General features: G+C 34.4%; 13 protein-coding genes and 1 other RNA gene. 7 read left to right on the top strand and 7 right to left on the bottom strand.

Annotated elements, in window-relative coordinates; all coding sequences use genetic code 11:
* Positions 1–12: 12 nt before the first annotated feature.
* Genes ES724_RS06830 through hemL form a run of 3 tightly spaced genes read left to right on the top strand, consistent with a single transcriptional unit; the run spans position 13 to position 3,061 of the window.
* Complete coding sequence (locus ES724_RS06830; RefSeq protein WP_146931488.1) at positions 13–948, top strand: 1-aminocyclopropane-1-carboxylate deaminase/D-cysteine desulfhydrase; 936 nt, start codon at positions 13–15, stop codon at positions 946–948.
* The gene (locus ES724_RS06825) at positions 941–1,753 is read left to right on the top strand and encodes a glucosaminidase domain-containing protein (protein WP_146931324.1); all 813 of its coding nucleotides are present in this window, start codon (positions 941–943) and stop codon (positions 1,751–1,753) included. The genes ES724_RS06830 and ES724_RS06825 overlap by 8 nt, the downstream gene beginning before the upstream one ends.
* Positions 1,754–1,774: 21 nt before the next feature.
* Positions 1,775–3,061 carry a glutamate-1-semialdehyde 2,1-aminomutase gene (gene hemL, locus ES724_RS06820; protein ID WP_146931321.1) on the top strand — a complete coding sequence of 429 codons (1,287 nt, stop codon included), beginning with the start codon at positions 1,775–1,777 and terminating at the stop codon, positions 3,059–3,061.
* 19 nt (positions 3,062–3,080) lie between these two features.
* On the opposite strand, the gene ES724_RS06815 is transcribed toward hemL, so the two are convergent.
* Both ES724_RS06815 and ES724_RS06810 read right to left on the bottom strand, forming a co-directional pair.
* On the bottom strand, positions 3,081–3,485 hold the full coding sequence (locus ES724_RS06815) for an acyl-CoA thioesterase (protein ID WP_146931319.1): 405 nt from the start codon (positions 3,483–3,485) through the stop codon (positions 3,081–3,083).
* Positions 3,482–4,537, bottom strand: a complete 1,056-nt coding sequence (locus ES724_RS06810) for a glutaminyl-peptide cyclotransferase (protein ID WP_146931316.1) — start codon at positions 4,535–4,537, stop codon at positions 3,482–3,484. The genes ES724_RS06815 and ES724_RS06810 overlap by 4 nt, the downstream gene beginning before the upstream one ends.
* Positions 4,538–4,624: 87 nt before the next feature.
* Here ES724_RS06810 and ffs point away from each other — a divergent pair.
* The 3 genes from ffs to fsa all read left to right on the top strand — a co-directional run bounded on the left by ffs (position 4,625) and on the right by fsa (position 6,284).
* Positions 4,625–4,723: signal recognition particle sRNA small type (gene ffs, locus ES724_RS06805), an RNA gene on the top strand.
* A gap of 40 nt (positions 4,724–4,763) precedes the next feature.
* Positions 4,764–5,582 carry an SDR family oxidoreductase gene (locus ES724_RS06800; RefSeq protein ID WP_146931313.1) on the top strand — a complete coding sequence of 273 codons (819 nt, stop codon included), beginning with the start codon at positions 4,764–4,766 and terminating at the stop codon, positions 5,580–5,582.
* Positions 5,583–5,630: 48 nt separating this feature from the next.
* Positions 5,631–6,284, top strand: coding sequence for a fructose-6-phosphate aldolase (fsa, locus tag ES724_RS06795; RefSeq protein ID WP_026839165.1), 654 nt, complete (start codon positions 5,631–5,633; stop codon positions 6,282–6,284).
* 81 nt (positions 6,285–6,365) lie between these two features.
* Here the strand turns inward: fsa and ES724_RS06790 are convergent, their stop codons facing one another.
* Positions 6,366–7,787, bottom strand: coding sequence for a hypothetical protein (locus ES724_RS06790; protein ID WP_146931311.1), 1,422 nt, complete (start codon positions 7,785–7,787; stop codon positions 6,366–6,368).
* A 181-nt stretch (positions 7,788–7,968) separates the two neighbouring features.
* Between ES724_RS06790 and ES724_RS06785 the strand changes: the two genes are divergently transcribed.
* Positions 7,969–9,600: an ABC-F family ATP-binding cassette domain-containing protein gene (locus ES724_RS06785; RefSeq protein WP_146931309.1), complete on the top strand. Its 1,632-nt coding sequence runs from the start codon at positions 7,969–7,971 to the stop codon at positions 9,598–9,600.
* Positions 9,601–9,656: 56 nt separating this feature from the next.
* On the opposite strand, the gene ES724_RS06780 is transcribed toward ES724_RS06785, so the two are convergent.
* The 4 genes from ES724_RS06780 to pheT all read right to left on the bottom strand — a co-directional run bounded on the left by ES724_RS06780 (position 9,657) and on the right by pheT (position 13,481).
* Positions 9,657–9,854, bottom strand: a complete 198-nt coding sequence (locus ES724_RS06780) for a hypothetical protein (protein WP_146931307.1) — start codon at positions 9,852–9,854, stop codon at positions 9,657–9,659.
* Entirely contained in the window at positions 9,844–10,092 is a 249-nt protein-coding gene (locus ES724_RS06775; protein ID WP_026839161.1) for a DUF2007 domain-containing protein, read from the bottom strand. Before ES724_RS06775 ends, ES724_RS06780 begins: the two co-directional genes overlap by 11 nt.
* A 72-nt stretch (positions 10,093–10,164) precedes the next feature.
* Positions 10,165–10,884, bottom strand: coding sequence for a hypothetical protein (locus ES724_RS06770; protein WP_170249855.1), 720 nt, complete (start codon positions 10,882–10,884; stop codon positions 10,165–10,167).
* Positions 10,885–11,054: 170 nt separating this feature from the next.
* Positions 11,055–13,481: a phenylalanine--tRNA ligase subunit beta gene (gene pheT, locus ES724_RS06765; protein ID WP_146931301.1), complete on the bottom strand. Its 2,427-nt coding sequence runs from the start codon at positions 13,479–13,481 to the stop codon at positions 11,055–11,057.
* Positions 13,482–13,582: the final 101 nt, after the last annotated feature.

Raw genomic sequence — 13,582 nt, 5'->3', positions numbered from 1 at the left:
CTTTGCAGAATGATGCAGGAAGCCGATTTTAATTTTACTTTTTCAACCAATCAACTGGTTGCTCATTTTAAACCTTCCAACATTTCGTTACATATAAAAAGAGAAGACCTGATAGATCCTTTTGTTTCAGGAAATAAATTCAGAAAATTAAAATATAATATCTCTGAAGCTTTAAAAAGCAACACTCCAACACTCTTGACCTTTGGCGGGGCTTATTCTAACCATATTGCCGCAACCGCTGCTGCAGGTAAGAAATATGGTATAAAAACGATAGGAATTATTAGGGGTGAGGAGCTAGGGAAGGATGTTAAGAAAACCTTGGATACTAATGAGACCTTAAAATATGCAGAAGTGCATGGGATGCAACTCCATTTTATTTCCAGAGAAACTTATAGAAGAAAAGAGGAGCCAGATTTTATCGAGAATTTAAAGGCGGAATTTGGAGATTTCTACCTTCTTCCAGAGGGAGGAACAAATTCTTTGGCGATAAAAGGTTGCGAAGAAATTTTAAAAGAGGAAGATAAGGAGTTTGATTATATCTGTTGTTCTATTGGTACAGCTGGTACGATTGCGGGGATTATTAATACCTCAAATCCCAATCAAAAAATTTTAGGATTTCCAGCACTTAAAGGGGATTGGATCTCATCAGAAATAAAAAAATATTCTACACAAAACAATTGGAGTTTAGTAACCGATTATCATTTTGGAGGCTACGCAAAAGTGGATTCTAAGTTGGTACATTTTATAAATCAGTTCAATGAAAAATACGAGATTGCGCTCGATCCCGTTTATACAGGTAAGATGTTATATGGGATTATCAATATGATAGAAAATTCTAAATTCCCTCAAAATTCTCGTATTTTAGCCATTCATACTGGAGGGCTTCAAGGTATCCCCGGAATGAATGAATTATTGATCAAAAAAAATCTTCCGTTACTAGATGTATAAAATAAAACTTCATAAGCTTTTCGTAGGGCTCTTTCTTTTACTCTTTCTAGCTTCATGTGGAAGTAAAAAGAAGGTGGCTTCACATAAAAATGAAGAGAGAAAAGAAGTTTCTTCAAAAAGAGATGACCAGAGTTCTTCTAAACGAGAAAGTGCTCCCAGAGGCTCGTACGCAAATGTGGTAGAAGAGTATGTGGCTGAATTTTATGAGATAGCTCAAGAAGAAATGAGACTCTATAAGATCCCGGCTAGTATTACACTGGCACAAGGAATTTTGGAATCTGGAGCAGGAAGAGGAGATCTCACCAGGAGGGCTAATAATCATTTTGGAATAAAATGCCATGACTGGGAAGGTGATAAGGTGTATCATGATGATGATAGATCTCAGGAATGCTTCAGGAAATATAACGATCCTAAATATTCTTATCGCGATCATTCTTTATTCTTAAGCCAGCGAAGGCGTTATGCAGATCTTTTTGAATTGGATCCCGATGATTATGAAGCCTGGGCAAAAGGCCTTCGTGCTGCGGGGTATGCAACAGATAGATTGTATCCCAAAAAGCTAATAGAAATAATAGAACGGTATAATCTTGATAGATTTGATAGTGAAGTTTTAGGTAATACCTATAAAAGAGACAGAAGAGAAGTGGCTGTTCAAGCAAATGGGTCTAATAATTATATAGTACAAAAAGGAGACACCTTATATTCTATTTCAAAACGAAATAATATTAGCGTCGAGGACTTACGCAGGATCAATAATTTATCTAATAACAATATTTCTATTGGACAGGAATTGATTTTGAAATAAGTATAAAATTGAAAATATATTATGAATTATAAAAGAAGTAGTGCATTATTTGAAGCTGCACAGAAAGTAATACCTGGAGGAGTAAATTCTCCAGTTCGAGCATTTAATGCAGTTGGAGGAACCCCAATTTTTATTGAAAAAGCTGAAGGTGCTTATTTATATGATGAAGACGGAAACAAGTATATAGATTATATAAATTCTTGGGGGCCAATGATCCTTGGTCATGCTTTTAAACCCGTTGTAGATGCGGTTATTGAAAAGGCGAAAAAAGGAACTTCTTTTGGAGCTCCCACAGAGATTGAAACCAAGATTGCTGAATTGGCAGTAAAAATGGTTCCGAATATAGATAAGATAAGATTTGTAAATTCCGGAACAGAGGCATGTATGAGTGCTGTGAGATTGGCGCGTGGCTTTTCAGGAAAAGAAAAAATTATAAAATTTGCTGGTTGTTACCATGGTCATAGTGATTCATTTTTAATTCAAGCGGGCAGTGGTGCCGTAACTTTTGGAACTCCGAATAGTCCTGGGGTGACTACAGGTACTGCCAAGGATACCTTGCTTGCAACTTATAACGACCTTGAAGATGTTAGAAATCTTGTAGAACTGAATCAGGGAGAAATTGCATGTATAATTTTGGAGCCTGTGGCGGGAAATATGGGCTGTATTGCCCCAAGTAATGGGTTTTTAGAAGGATTACGCCGACTATGTGATGAGAATGATATCTTATTGGTTTTTGATGAGGTGATGACTGGATTTAGATTGGCGCGAGGTGGAGTTCAGGAAAGACTGGATGTGCGCGCAGATATAGTAACTTTTGGTAAAGTAATTGGTGGCGGATTGCCAGTTGGCGCTTTTGCTGCCAGAGCAGAGATTATGGATTATTTGGCACCAATAGGGCCAGTGTATCAAGCAGGAACCTTAAGTGGAAATCCTTTGGCAATGGCTGCTGGTTTGGCGATGTTAGAAGAGTTGGATAGTAAGAGAGAGATCTTTAAAAGTATAGATGAGAAAACTGCCTACTTACATGAAGGCTTCGGTGCAGCTTTGAAATCGAACAATATTCCGCATACTATTAATAGAATAGGGTCTATGATCTCAATTCATTTTTCTGAAACTCCGGTAACAGATTTTGCCTCGGCAGCGAATGCTAACAACCATATCTTTAAAGAATTTTTTCACGGAATGTTGGCTGAGGGTATCTATATTGCACCGAGTGCATTTGAAACTTGGTTTATAACTGAAGCTTTATCTTATGAAGATCTGGATAAAACTATAGCAGCGGTAGATAAGGTTGCTAAAACTTTATAAGGAAAGCCTTCTCTAGAATTTACATATAAAAAACCCGTAACATCTCTTGTGAGATCTTTACGGGTTTTTTGGTGTTGTAATCCATCAAGCACCAAGTGGACTTGGCTTTTACAAGCACCTTTTTAGTTTCCTTGTCCAAGATGTTTACCAATCTTTGTGAGGTTACATGAGTATGTTCTCCTACAAAAGTTTGAATTATTAATTCATCATCCAAGAAAGCTTGTTGTTTATAATCTATCTCGTGACGAATCACGACCCAGAAACAGGTGTTCAATATTTCTTCTGAAGCTCGTTTTTCCCAATGTTCTTTTGCAATATCTTGGATCCATTGGACATACTGAACGTTATTTACATGCTTCAGTTCATCTAGATCTGAAGCTTTTACAGTGATAGTTTTTTCAAAGATTTCGGGAGTACCACTCATTTTTTAATTATTTCAATTTCAAATAATTTATCCCAGTTCTTTCCAGTCACATACAATTTCTTAGTATTTGGGTTATATGCGATCCCATTTAAAACATCTAACTCAGGATGCTGGCTTACCTTATCTCTTAAGCCTTTAAAGTTAATAATTCCCTCTATAGCCCCATTCGTGGGATTAATGATGGCAACGCCATCTTTTTGATAGGTGTTTGCATAAATTTTCCCTTCTACCCATTCCAATTCATTCAATTGCGTCGAGATAGATCTATTTGTGGTGGGTTGTATAAAAGTTTCTTCAGCTAAAGTTTCTGAATTTAAGATCCAGATCTTTTCGGTTCCGTCGCTCTTGTAGAATTGTTTACCATCATTGCACAAGCCCCAGCCTTCTTTACTATTATTATATTTGAAAGAACCTGTTTTTTTGAGGCTCTCAAGGTTATAAATAAGTCCTTCTCCTTCTTTCCAGGTAAGTTGATAAATATTACCATTAAGAATAGATAAACCTTCTCCGAAATATTGATCGGATAATTCTGTTTTTTCAAAAACTTCCCCAGTTCTAAAATCTACTTTTCTCAATGTTGAAGTACCATATTGTCCCGTACTTTCATATAAAGTATCATTAAAAAACTCTAAGCCTTGAGTATAGGCTCCCACATCATGAGGGTAGGTGTTTATAATGTTATATGTGTATATCTCAGGGGCAGTATTATTAAAAATTTTAAAGTCAATTTGAAGACTGTCCGTTGCTCCTTCAGAAAAAACAATTGCGTTGATCTTCTGATTTCCTAGTTTTTCAAAATTTAAAGGAATTTCTAATTCGGGAGCAGCTGTTGCAGTTCCCAATAATTGGTCTTCAAAATAAAAGGAAGTAGAATCTATTTTTTTGTTTTTAGGATTCTGAATACTCACTTTTACTGTTTCACCTACCTCAAATTCGGCTTTAGAACTCACAAAACTGAGAGAAAAATCACTTTTATTTTTATCGGAATTGCTTCCGCAGGAAATAAATAAAACATTTAAAATAAACAGTAACAGGAACTTAGCTTTCTTCATGAAAATATTGGTATTTGCTTTGGGCTAATTTAATTAATTCAATTTAAAAAATCCTTGCAAAATGTAGTAAACATTGTATATTTGCAGCGGCAAGTCCCACACAACCAGCTCCTGCTGAATCCCCCAGGGCGGGAACGCAGCAAGGGTAAGTGGTCGTAGCGGTGTGATGTGGGTCGCTTGCCATTTTTTGTATCTGATATTTAAATTTTATCGCATCTTTGTGATCATGAAAACAGATACTTCCCCACAAATTGTTCTTATTACAGGAGGCTCTTCCGGAATTGGAAAATCCATAGGAGAATTCTTAATGTCTAATAATTTTAAGGTCTACGGAACAAGTAGAAATCCAAATCCGACGCAATCAACTTCCTTTCCTCTTTTAGCATTAGATGTTACTAAAAATGAAACTATCATTTCAGCTATTTCTGAATTGATAGAAAAAGAAGGAAAAATAGATATTCTAATCAATAATGCAGGAATCGGGATCACAGGTCCTATTGAAGAAACTCCTGAAGAAGAGATCAAAAAAGCATTCGATACCAATTATTTTGGTCCGTTGAATGTGACCAAAGCCGTACTTCCTAAAATGCGTGAGCAAGGGGGAGGACTTATAATTAATATTACTTCTATTGCGGGATATATGGGATTGCCGTACCGCGGAATATATTCTGCAACCAAAGGAGCCTTAGAGTTAACTACAGAGGCTTTTAGAATGGAGCTAAAGAATTTTAATATTCATATGACTAATGTGGCTCCAGGCGATTTTGCAACCAATATTGCTGCTGGAAGATATCATGCTCCGGTTTTGGAGACATCACCTTATAGAAAAGCGTATCAGAATACGCTGGATATAATGAATAAGCATGTTGATGAAGGTAAGGACCCAGAGCTTATGGCTAAAATGATCTATAAAATTATAAATACTCCAAAGCCAAGAGGTCATTATAAAGTTGGGGAACCTTTACAAAAATTCTCAATAGCTTTAAAGCGAATTCTTCCGGACAAATTATATGAGAAGATCTTGCTAAAGCATTATAAATTGTAATTTTGCAATGCGTAAATACAAGTATTAAACTTATTTAAAAACAAGACTATGAAATTTTTTATTGATACTGCAAACCTTGACCAGATACGAGAAGCTCAAGAACTAGGGGTTTTAGATGGGGTTACCACTAATCCATCCCTTATGGCTAAGGAAGGAATTACAGGGAAGGATAATATATTTAAGCACTATAGAAAGATATGTGATATTGTAGATGGCGATGTTAGTGCAGAAGTTATTGCTACAGATTATGAAGGAATTATAAGAGAGGGAGAGGAATTAGCTGAATTGCATGAGCAGATTATAGTGAAAGTTCCTATGATTAAAGATGGTATAAAAGCCATTAAATATTTTAGTGACAAAGGAATTAAAACAAATTGCACCTTGGTGTTTTCTGCAGGGCAAGCTTTATTAGCTGCTAAAGCGGGAGCAACTTATGTTTCTCCGTTTATTGGGAGATTAGATGATATTTCTACAGATGGCTTAAATCTTATTTCAGAAATCAGATTGATCTACGATAATTACGAATTCGAAACTCAAATCTTGGCAGCTTCAGTAAGACATACTATGCATGTTATAGATTGTGCAAAACTAGGAGCAGATGTAATGACAGGGCCATTGTCGTCTATAGAAGGATTGCTAAATCATCCACTTACAGATATTGGATTGGCTAAATTCCTTGAAGATTATAATAAAGGGAATTAATTTTAAACAGATTATAATTCAAAAAAAGCCTGATCATTAATTTGATCAGGCTTTTTTATGTTTCTTATTACATGAAATTTGTTATTGCTGGCTTATAAATTCCAAGATCTTCTTTTCCAGGTCTGGAGTGTTTATTTGAAGATCTCCTCTTATAATAGTACCCTTAGCATCCATGAAAATTAACTTATTCAAATAATTTTTAAGAAGGTTCTCATCTACCCGAATATTAGTGGCTTGAAATTGTAATTTAGGATCGAATGAATTGTTTTTAATAACTTCAATCCATTTATCAGGATCAGCCATGTCTAGGTTTATACCTATAAAATCCACTTCTGGATATTTAAATTGTAAATTCTTAATAATGTCCTGTTGCCATATGTAATGCGATGAGGACGAGCTCATCCATCTATAAGTGATCGTTGGTTTTCGCGTAAAACTTTTAAGCTTAACAGTATCCTTCTTCGTATTTATATAAACCTTATCACCAAGGGAATTACCTGGTAAAAAATCTGATTGGATTTTAGCCATCTGAGCTATTCCATTTTTCATATTTCCGGAATAATCCATATTTTTCAATAAATTCAAAATCAAATCTATATTTTCTTCTTTTTGGGAATAAATGATTCCTTGTGAGGCTAATCTGTCTAAAAATGTATTCTTTATATTTTTATTCTGAATTAAGGAATCTACTAATTCTATACGGGATTTTATATTTTCGAAACTATTTAAATTAGTGCAATTTTTATCGTTTGGTTTAATTTTAGCGCAATCTTCTAAAGTTTTTGTTCTTAAAAAATCATCTATAAAATTTAAATAGACATAAGAATCTTCTAGAATAGTGTCGTTAAAGGAAACATCTTTCCTATAATCATGAAAATCTGATGGGATCTTTTCTACTAAGCTAGGGTTGTATTTTCTAATTAAAAATGCGTAACGTTCTCTAAGATCGTAATACTCATAGTTAATACTTGAATTTGCAATTTTATAAAAATCTTGCGAAACCTCATATTTTTCTTCAAGATCAATCAGTTTTTGCTTTCTATTGGCTCTTATAGAATCTGTTTTTTTAGCAAATTCTGAAGGATCAGATTTATAGTAAGATAAAATAAGATCGTTATCTTGTTGATTAAGGAGATATAAATTGGTAAGAAAATTGCTTTTTTCAGAACCTTTTCCGCTGAAATTCAAAGATTCATCGAACTCTAGGGTATTCAGCCATACTAAAGTGCTGTCTCCAGGTTCTAAATAGATTATTTGATTTTCTGGCGGATGTCTAAAAACATATAAGCCTGCTTCTATATCTTTTAGATTTCCTTCAAATCGATTATTCTTATCTAATCGCAGTGTATCAATATTTATGTTATTCTTAGAAATGACAACGTACTCACTACTGGGATTGGCTATTTGGCCTTTTATATAAACCTCCTTAGAAGTTTTGTTTTCTTTGTCGCAGGAGAGAAAAAACAAAGAAATAATTAGTAAAAGAGGTAATTTAAATTTCATTTGGGGTAATTCTTGCTTGTTTTTTTAAAGCAGATATGGTATGTACTGCTACAAATATAGATTTTGAGATATTTGCTTCATGTTAACCACTCGTTAAAAGGATTAATTAAAACGTTAATGTTTTATCACGTGGGCAATAATGGTTATTTTTGCAAAAATTTCAGAAAGAAAATATAAAAATATGCTATCAGTATCTAATTTATCGGTTCAATTTGGTAAACGTATATTATTCGATGAGGTAAATACAGCCTTTACACAGGGTAATATTTACGGAATCATTGGAGCTAACGGTGCCGGAAAATCTACATTTTTAAACATACTTTCGGGAAAAATGGATCCTACAAGCGGTCATGTGCATTTGGAGCCAGGAAAGAGAATGTCTGTTTTAGAGCAGAACCACAATTTATATGATGAAACTTCGGTGCTGGAAACGGTAATTATAGGGAATAAGCCATTGTATAAGATTAAAAATGAAATGGATGCCATTTATGCCAAAGAAGATTTTAATGATGCAGATGGAGAAAGAGTAGGGGTATTGCAAGTAGAATTCGAAGAGATGAATGGCTGGAATGCAGATAGTGACGCAGCCGCCTTACTTTCTAATTTAGGGATTAAAGCAAATCATCATTATACATTAATGAAGGATCTGGATGGGAAACAAAAAGTAAGAGTCTTATTAGCTCAGGCTTTATTTGGTAATCCAGACGTGCTTATTATGGATGAGCCTACCAACGACCTGGATTACGAAACTATTTTGTGGTTAGAGAATTTCTTAGCAAATTACGAAAACACTGTAATCGTAGTTTCTCACGATAGGCACTTTTTAGATGCAGTGTGTACCCATATTTCTGATATAGATTTTAGTAAAATCAATCATTTTAGTGGAAACTATACTTTCTGGTACGAATCTTCTCAGCTAGCAGCAAGACAACGCTCACAACAAAATAAGAAAGCCGAAGAAAAGAAAAAGGAGCTAGAAGAGTTTATTCGAAGATTTAGCGCAAACGTTGCAAAATCTAAGCAAGCGACTTCTCGTAAAAAAATGATAGATAAGCTAAATATTGAAGGTATTAAACCTTCAAGTAGAAGATATCCTGCCATTATTTTTGAAAGAGAACGTGAGGCGGGAGATCAAATATTAAATATTGAAGGTTTGGAAGCATCTATTGATGGAGAGGTGATTTTCAAAAATGTAGATATCAACCTGAAAAAGGGAGATAAGATCGTTATCTATTCTAAAGATTCTAGAGCCACTACTGCGTTTTATGAGATCCTAAATGGGAAACAAAAAGCAGATGCAGGTACTTTCAATTGGGGAGTAACTACTTCTCATTCTTATTTGCCTTTAGATAACGCAGAGTTTTTTAATAACGATTACACTTTAGTAGATTGGTTGAGACAATGGGCTAAGACCGAAGAAGAGAGAGAGGAAGTTTATATTAGAGGATTCCTTGGTAAGATGATCTTTAGTGGAGAAGAGGCTTTAAAAACTTCGAGAGTACTATCTGGAGGAGAGAAAGTAAGATGCATGTTAAGTAGAATGATGATGATGCGTGCGAATGTTCTAATGCTAGATGAGCCTACAAACCACTTGGATCTAGAATCTATTACCACTTTTAATAATTCATTAAAAAACTTTAAGGGTACAGTCTTATTTACTACTCATGATCATGAATTTGCGCAAACAGTTGCAAATAGAGTGATAGAATTGACACCTTCTGGAGTAATAGACAGACATATGACCTTTGATGAGTATATGGAAGATAAAAAGATCAAAGAGCAACGCGATAAAATGTATGCTGTAGAAGCATAATTATAGATCTCAAAATATTATAAAAGCCCAAAAAAAATTGTTTTTTGGGCTTTTATTTATTTAGATCCTTTGTAATATTTATAGAGATCGTAGATTCCAAAGGCTATAAATCCTATAGCTATCACATATCCAAAAGTGTTTTCTTCTTGAGTCGTAGTAGTTATGGTGTATAATTTATAACAGCCATATATAAAAAAAAGAATTCCTAATACTAGGTGCCAAATATTCCGATTTTCAGGGATGCTATTCTCCATCCTTAAAATCTTTTGGAAATGTGGATTTTGCAATCTCCAAAGCTTCTTTTAGATGTGAGCTTAGCACAAACAGTTGAACTTGTCCTGGTAATCCTCCTCCAAATCCGGCTCGAAGGCCAGAATCGAAATCATTTCTTACTCTATTAGATAAACCTGCTTTATTAAAAATCTCCTGTAAATATTGGACATTTGTTTCTGGTCCAGTATATACATGTTCGTAACCTTGATCTTCACTCATGATGTAAAATTTAGAAAAACTAAGTTAGTTATAGAAATCTAAATAAGTAGAGATTTAGATTTTTTTCTACAATTAGGCATTATAAAATTTACTTCTCCATATGGCTTCACTAAAATTCTTACCTTTTTTAAAACCAAAATAGATTGCCAATCCAGCAACCCATTTAAACATAAACAAAAAGATCACTAAAAATTCTGTAGTTGTCTGTTTCTGGCTAAACATACCCTCAGGGACAAGAGTGGTAAGAAAAAAACTAACTACCAATAAAAGCAAAATAAAGTTTTCTAGATTTTTAAAAGGCCACATCATTAGTTTTCTAAAAGGATGTAGGTCTTTTCCCCAAGAATGGATCAAATAGTAATATTGGTTTCCTATGGGTGCAAATAGCAAGGGGTCATCTGCGTTCTTTAGTTTGAATAGCTTTGCAGGCGCCATAATTTTAAAACCTTCCAACTTGGTTTCATGAATTTTTTCTAAGTGCTTTATTTTAGAGATCGCTTCATAAGGTAGTTCAGCTTTAAATAAGGAACTGTTCAAAAATCGCAATCTGTAATCTATGCATATCTTTTCAATATCTGAAAGGTGATAAATTTTTGAAGTTTCTAAGAAATCGAATTTTAAAGAATTAGATTCGGTTTCAATACTTTCAGCAATATTTTTCAGAATTAGATCATTTTTACTTTGTTCTCGTTTAAAGATCTCTTGTACTTCTTCCAATAAATGTTGTTCAGAAATTCTTTTATTTCTGTTTTGTAGAATTTTATCAGGAATATGAGTGCCTTGCAGTTCCATTTTTAAAATAATTAGTTTACTCTAATTTAACTATTTGATACTTAACTTACAACGCATATTTAAAACTTTAGTAATTGTTGAACTTTTATTTCGATCAGAAAGTTGAAGCTATAAAAAAAGCGCCCTTTTCAATTTAGAAAAGGACGCTCATTAAAATAATGATTGTAAAATTATCTCAACTCTGCTTGCAGCTCTTTCTCAAAGCGTTGTTGAAGTTTACTCATAATCTTATCTACTTGTTTATCTGTAAGCGTATTGTTTTCATCTTGAAATTTAAAACTTACGGCATAACTTTTTTTACCTTCGGGTAAATTATCTCCTATATACACATCAAACAAATTCACAGATTGCAATAAGCGTTTTTCCGTTTGCTTGGCAATATCCTCTATTTGTTTATAGTTTACAGAATTATCAATTAACAACGCGAAATCTCTACGAACGGCAGGGAATTTTGGAATTGCAGCGAATTTTGTTTTCTGATTTTTAGCGGTTTCTTGTACCAGATCCCAATTGAAATCGGCAAATAATACTTCTTGTTGGATTCCAAAATGTTTTAGAATAGATTTCTTGATCACTCCAAATTCTACCAATTTCGCTTTCCCGGAGCTTATGGAAATTCCTTCAGAAAAAACATCAGATTTCACTTCCCCTGTTTTAATTGAATTGATTCCTAATCTTTCCAAGATACGCTCGATAGTTCCTTTTGTGTAAAAGAAATTTCCGCTATTATTTGCAGTATTCCAACTTTCAGAAAACTTATCGCCAGTAACAAAAAGGCTAAGGTGCTTATTTTCTATTCTTCCGCTTTCGTAATTATGATAGGTTTTACCAAATTCAAATAACTTTAGATCTGCCTGCTTTCTATTGATATTGTAATTCACTGCCTCTAAACCAGAAAACAGCAAGGATTGTCTCATAACTGAAAGATCCTGACTCAAAGGATTCAGCATGACCACATTTTGTTCTTCCTTTAATTGCTCAGATAATTTTATGTAGGTTGGTGTAGTTAAAGAATTGGCCATAGTTTCAAAGAAACCTTGTCCTACCAACTGATTGGCAATTAGATTTTGAAGCTTATAATCTTCAAATTTTCCTGAATTGGCTATAGAAGCATTAAGCTTAGTTCCAGACTCGATATTGTTATATCCATAAATTCTTAATATCTCTTCAATAACATCAGATTCTCTTTGAACATCTACCCTGTAAGAAGGAATAGTAAGTCCCATCCCTGTTTCAGTTACATTGTTCACTCGAATTTCCAGAGAAGCTAATATAGATTTGATAGTTTCTTCAGCTAAGTTTTGCCCAATAAGTTTGTTAACTTTTTCGAAGGTCAAGAACACTTGAAAATCTTCTGTTTTTTTGAAATAAAGATCATCTATATCACTGGTGATTTCACCTCCGGCAACCTCTTTAATTAAAATGGCAACCCTTTTTAAAGCATATTCGGTTATGTTAGGGTCTACGCCGCGTTCAAACCTAAAGGAGGCATCTGTATTCAAACCGTGTCTCTTAGCAGTTTTACGGACACTTACAGGATTAAAATAGGCGCTTTCTATAAATAATTTGGTTGTGCTTTGTGAAACACCGCTGCTTATGCCGCCAAATACACCTGCAATACATAAAGGTTTTTCTGCATCACAAATCATTAGATCTTCGGCATGCAGTTCTCTTTCAACTTCGTCTAATGTGGTAAATTTTGTTCCAGCTTTTAATGTCTTTACATGAATCTCGTTTCCGGCGATCATTTCAGCATCAAAAGCGTGTAAAGGTTGCCCCAACTCATGCATTACGTAGTTGGTTGCATCTACAATATTGTTTTTAGGATTTATCCCGATCGCTTTTAATCTATTTTGAAGCCATTGCGGTGAATCTGAAACTTTGATCCCAGAAATGGTTACTCCGCAATATCTTGGTGCCAAATTAGAATCTTCTACTGTAATAGGGATTCTTAAACTTCTGCTATCCACATGAAAACCACCTACAGATGGAGTTATAAGCTCTAAGCTTAAGTCTTGTTGCTGGTAACCTGCTTTTAGATCTCTGGCAACACCCCAATGACTCATGGCATCTGCACGATTTGGAGTTAGCCCAATTTCAAATACTTGGTCATTTTCAATTTCGAAAATCTTTGCTACTGGCATTCCGGGTATAAGGTCCTTCTTTAAAACCATGATCCCGTCATGACTGCTTCCTAAGCCTAGTTCGCTCTCAGAACAAACCATCCCGTGGCTGGCTTCTCCTCTAATTTTCCCTTTTTTGATCTCCCAAGCTTCACCTTTATCATCATATAGTGTAGTGCCAACCGTGGCAACCGGTACATTTTGACCAGTTGCAATATTTGGTGCGCCACATACTATCTGCAAGGCTTCTCCATTTCCAACGTCTATCTTACATAGTTGTAATCTATCTGCGTTTGGATGTGGAATGCAACTTAAAACATGTCCTGTAACAATACCTTCCAATCCTCCCTTGATACTTTGAAAGCTATTGATGCCTTCTACCTCGAGTCCAAGATCTGTTAATAAATGACCAGTCTCTTCAGGGTCTTTAGGAAGTTTAATAAATTGTTTAAGCCAGTTATATGAAATTTTCATCGAATAGGTTTTTCAAGCTGCAAAGATAGTATTACCAAAGGTATTGACATAATAACAAAATTATTTTTTAATGGTATTTATGGCAAAAAAGAATGGAGGTG

Source organism: Gillisia hiemivivida, from assembly GCF_007997295.1.
GTDB lineage: Bacteria > Bacteroidota > Bacteroidia > Flavobacteriales > Flavobacteriaceae > Gillisia > Gillisia hiemivivida.
The sequence above is the reverse complement of the archived record's forward strand: the minus strand, read 5'-3'. Positions and strand labels throughout refer to the sequence as shown.

What these genes read in the sequence shown, in the direction of transcription:
- ES724_RS06830 (WP_146931488.1), top strand. Translation starts at nt 13, where the DNA reads ATGCAGGAAGCCGATTTTAATTTTACTTTTTCAACCAATCAACTGGTT.
- ES724_RS06825 (WP_146931324.1), top strand. Translation starts at nt 941, where the DNA reads ATGTATAAAATAAAACTTCATAAGCTTTTCGTAGGGCTCTTTCTTTTA.
- hemL (WP_146931321.1), top strand. Translation starts at nt 1,775, where the DNA reads ATGAATTATAAAAGAAGTAGTGCATTATTTGAAGCTGCACAGAAAGTA.
- ES724_RS06815 (WP_146931319.1), bottom strand. Translation starts at nt 3,485, where the DNA reads ATGAGTGGTACTCCCGAAATCTTTGAAAAAACTATCACTGTAAAAGCT.
- ES724_RS06810 (WP_146931316.1), bottom strand. Translation starts at nt 4,537, where the DNA reads ATGAAGAAAGCTAAGTTCCTGTTACTGTTTATTTTAAATGTTTTATTT.
- ES724_RS06800 (WP_146931313.1), top strand. Translation starts at nt 4,764, where the DNA reads ATGAAAACAGATACTTCCCCACAAATTGTTCTTATTACAGGAGGCTCT.
- fsa (WP_026839165.1), top strand. Translation starts at nt 5,631, where the DNA reads ATGAAATTTTTTATTGATACTGCAAACCTTGACCAGATACGAGAAGCT.
- ES724_RS06790 (WP_146931311.1), bottom strand. Translation starts at nt 7,787, where the DNA reads ATGAAATTTAAATTACCTCTTTTACTAATTATTTCTTTGTTTTTTCTC.
- ES724_RS06785 (WP_146931309.1), top strand. Translation starts at nt 7,969, where the DNA reads ATGCTATCAGTATCTAATTTATCGGTTCAATTTGGTAAACGTATATTA.
- ES724_RS06780 (WP_146931307.1), bottom strand. Translation starts at nt 9,854, where the DNA reads ATGGAGAATAGCATCCCTGAAAATCGGAATATTTGGCACCTAGTATTA.
- ES724_RS06775 (WP_026839161.1), bottom strand. Translation starts at nt 10,092, where the DNA reads ATGAGTGAAGATCAAGGTTACGAACATGTATATACTGGACCAGAAACA.
- ES724_RS06770 (WP_170249855.1), bottom strand. Translation starts at nt 10,884, where the DNA reads ATGGAACTGCAAGGCACTCATATTCCTGATAAAATTCTACAAAACAGA.
- pheT (WP_146931301.1), bottom strand. Translation starts at nt 13,481, where the DNA reads ATGAAAATTTCATATAACTGGCTTAAACAATTTATTAAACTTCCTAAA.